Raw genomic sequence first — 4,342 nt, forward strand, 5'->3', positions numbered from 1 at the left:
CACCTTTCCGTTCGCCGACGACCGCTACACCTACGACCTGCTCGGCAACCGCCTGACCGATCAGCGCCAGACCCCCGGTGAGACTTGGCAGTACAACCAGAACAACGAACTGCTGTACTCAGGGTTTGCGACCTATCAATACAACGAAAACGGCAGCACCACCGCCAAGCAGGACCCCAGCACGGGACAGCCAATTCAAAGCTACGCCTACAACAGCGAAGAGCGCATGAGTGAAGTGCGCGATGCCGCAGGCAACCTCGTCGCCGAGTACTACTACGATCCGTTTGGGCGGAGGCTGTGGAAGACGCTGTATCCGGCGGCGGGAGGCCGAACGAGCGATTATGCGTTTTACTCGGAAGAAGGGCTTGCATTTGCCGGGATGTGGGCAGCTTCTGATTCACTGACTGCTAGCGTAGTAATCTTTGAGCCGAGTTCGTTCTGGGGAACCGGTCGAATCGGATCTAAAGTTGGAAGTGACGTGACGTTGTATTTCAGTGAACCGAACGAGAGGCTTGTGTTGAGCAAGACGGGGAGTTCATTTTCGTCTACTAGATTTAGTGAGTTTGGGGAGTATGCCGGGAACGTGTTCGGCTTTTCCGGCCTTTTGATGGCACCGGAAATCTCGGCGTTGGAAGCGCTATTCAGAGTAGTTGAGCCGAGAACGGGCAGGTTCTATCAGCTTGACCCGTCTGGGTTATCCGATGGTCCGAACATGTACATATATTCTGCAGCTAGCCCCACGCGAATGATCGACCCGTTAGGGCTCTTCGGCGTGTACGCGCAGGAGATCTGCGGCCTCAATGGATCACACTGGGAATACAAATTTTATTTCAATTTTCCATGCGTCGGTCCCTATCCTCCAGACTGGAACGACATTCCATCTCCGACAAAATGGATTAAGCGATTTCGCAAGGGTCAGAATTCCGCGTTCGAGCCATACTGGTCTGGCAGTAATCAAGTGCCCATCGACAAACGTTGCTCATGCATAAAGTTTGATAACGAGCTTCAAGATTTCTTTGAGTCAAAGGGCCACAAGACTGCGTATTACACGGGCTTGGGGGGGTCAGCGCTGAATGAAAGTCAGGCAAGCGCGATGTTGGATGACCTCAGAAGAGAAATGCGCAAACAAAGAAAGAAAGATTGCGACAGGCCGGAGTGTGAAAAAGTAGAGGATATACTGCATTGGAATCAGTTGCTGGAGCAGGCCCGGGAGAATGGTCGAAAATGTATCGGAAAATCATTCGGTGCCTACTAAGGAAGCGCATCAAAAACCGAGTGCTAGCTTTCGTTTTTCTTGTGTAGTTTGGGGCTGTGTCTATTCGGCTTGGGTCCTCGTGATGGCTTGGCGAGGGCTTTCTTTGCGCGATCCTGATCTGCCGAGTCAAGTCGTATTATTGAACTGTGCGGCCTGGGCTATCCCGGTGATTCTTATTTTTGCAGCTGTTCTGTCGATCGGAAAAGTGGCCAGCAAGCTGATGTTTTCTAGGAGGTTGCTACTCGCATTTGGCTTGCCAGCTGCAATCGCGTTGTTGCACTTGGGTGTCGACGTGTTTCTAGTTCAATGGCCCGGCTTTTCTGAAAGTTTATGGCGGCAAACATTCTTTGCTGATTCTCTTTCCTTGCTGGCAACGTTGGGATGGTGGTGCTTATTGATGTTTTGGGCATTTAGATTAGCACCGAGCATTCTTATGCGGGCGGCCACTCTCGGAGCCGCGAGCGCATGCTTTACACTGGCTCTAATGTCGGTTATCACAAGTCTCGCAGGAGTGGGATGTTGCTAGGACGATCCCCTCACGCGGCCCGGCCGCTCGAGGAAGAATGAACCCGACTTGCAGTCGTTGAGAGCAAACCATGTCCCGTCTAACCCTCTTGCTAAGTCTGCTCCTGCTCACGCTTAGCACACCGACTCACGCCGCGGTCGACCCCACCGACGGCAGCTACCGCACGTCGGTGGTGGATCTCTCCGTTAAAGTGCCGGGCGGAATGGTGTCGTGGTCGCGCAACTACGAGCGCAATGCCTGGCAGTTCACGCCGGCCTGGGCCAAGCTGAAGTTCACCCTGGATGATCTGGACGGCAGCGTGCTGCGGATTGATCGGGCAGGGGACGAATACGAAAAGATCGCTTCGGATGGCAGCCTGTTTCGCTTCGATGCGCGGATGACCATTGCCAAGAACGGCGGCGGCTGGCGCTGGGCCGATCGCGATGGCAACTGGGTCGACTACGCCAGCGATGGCCGCGCCCTGCAGTTTGGCAATCGCCGTGGCGACGCTGTCAGCTTGAACTACAGCGGCGAGCAGCTCAGCTCGGTCAGCGACCGTAATGGCCGCACCGTGCTGAACCTGACCTGGTCCGGCGTGCAGCTGAGCAAGGTCAGCGATTACTCGGGTCGTGAGGTGAGCTATCGCTATGCCGGCGGCTTGCTCAGCGAAGTCACCGATGTGCGCGGCCAGGTGTGGCGTTATGAGTACAGCGGCGGCAAGCTGAGCAAGCTGATCGACCCGCTGCAACGCGCCACCACCCTGAGCTTGAGCGGCACCGGCCGCACCCGGACCCTGACCGGCCCGGACGGCGCCATCACTCGCTACGCCTTCGAATACCTCAGCGGCCCCAAACAGTACTACCTGAAGATCACCCGCGAAAACGGCGATCTGCAGGAGATCACCGAAACCTGGACCGATCGTGATCGTGAACTGGTGCGTCGCGATGTCAATGGCATTACCGTGCTCAAGGTCTATCGCGATGGCAACAAGCGCATCCACGAGGATTACCGTGGCCGGCGCACCACCTACGACTACGACGAGTTCGACAACCCGACCGGCGTGGTCTATCCGGATGGCACGCGAACCCGGACCAGCTACCACGTCGCCACCTCGAATGTGCTGAGCGAGACCGACGAGCGCGGCACGCTCACCGAGCACAGCTATATCGGCGCTGGCCTGCGCAGCCTCACCATCGAAGCCAAAGGCAGCCCGGCCGAGCGCCGCACGCGCTATGCCTATGATGCGCAGAACCGGCTCGTCAGCATCACCACCGAGGCCGATGCCGACACCGCCGCCGCGAGCACCGGCTACGCCTACGACGAGGCCGGCAATATCACCAAGATCACCGATGCCGAAGCCGGCGAAACCCGCTTCGAAGACTTCGATGCCATGGGCAATGCCCGTACCCGCATCGATGCCCGAGGCAAGCGCTGGACCCAGACCTTTGATGCTGCCGGCAACCTGCTGAGCCAGACCGATCCACTGGGCCGCACCACACGTTACGAGTACGACGCGGTCGGCAACCGGATAAAGACGATCTTCCCGCCTGCCCAGCTCGGCGAGGCGGCCACCGAAATGGTGTATCACTACGATGCCGCCAACCGGCTGATCCGCACCGTTGACGCCCTGGGCGGCGAGCGCAGCACCGCCTATGACCGTGCCGGCAACCGGATCGAAGAAGAAGACGAGTCGGACAAGAAGACCCGCTACAGCTACGACCGTTTCAATCGGCTGAGCACGATCAGCGATGGCAACAACAATGTCACGCGCTATGTCTACCCCGATCTGAGTGCTGACCCCAGCAGTGGCGCCCTGACCCATGCCGGCGATCTGTACCAGCCGATCCGCATCGAGTATCCGACCTTTAGCCGGGAGATGAAGTACGACCTGCGCGATCGGGTGCACGAGCAGACCGAGGTGTTTGCCAATGCCCAAGGCACCCAGCGCACCCGCACTCAGACCCGCTTTGATGCCGTCGGCAATACGATCGAGGGAATTGATGCAGCGAACCGAAGTTCAACGTTTACCTACGATGCCCGCAACCGTCTGACCAGCACCACCGATGCGCTCAATGGCGTGACCCGCTACAGCTACGACGATCGTGACAATCTGCTCAGCCTGACCGATGCCAACAACAACACCCACCGTTTCAGCTACGATCGCCTCAACCGCACTCTGACTGAAGCGCGGCCGATGGGTCAGACCCACCGCTACGCCTACGATGCGGCCGGCAACCTGATCGAAAAGCGTGATGCGCGAGGCCAGAAGGCGACCTATGTCTACGACGATGCCGGGCGCCGCACGACCGTCCAGTACACGCACGCCGGTGAGAGCAGCCCGCACAAGACGGTGAGTTTCAGCTACAACGACCGCAATGTGCTGACCGGCTACGACGACGGCATCACCTCGGGCCAATACATCTACGATGTGCTACTGCGCAAAACCCAGGAAGCGGTCGACTACGGCGACTTCACCTGGACCTATCGCTACAGCTACTACCCGAACGGCCAGAAGGCGAGCTACACCGCGATCGACGGCACCACCTTTAGCTACGGCTACGACGCGGCCAAGAATCTGGCCA

2 protein-coding genes are annotated in these 4,342 nt (G+C 58.1%); both read left to right on the forward strand.

Features of this window, described 5'->3' with window-relative positions; translation table 11 throughout:
- Positions 1–1,255: RHS repeat domain-containing protein (locus IFO71_RS21265; RefSeq protein WP_192031699.1), on the forward strand; the 1,255-nt coding region annotated here is incomplete at its 5' end.
- Positions 1,256–1,851: 596 nt separating this feature from the next.
- Positions 1,852–4,342 (forward strand): RHS repeat protein (locus IFO71_RS22390; RefSeq protein ID WP_192031700.1); only part of this gene is annotated, 2,491 nt, incomplete at its 3' end.

Source organism: Pseudomarimonas arenosa (assembly GCF_014841215.1).
Lineage (GTDB): Bacteria > Pseudomonadota > Gammaproteobacteria > Xanthomonadales > Xanthomonadaceae > Pseudomarimonas > Pseudomarimonas arenosa.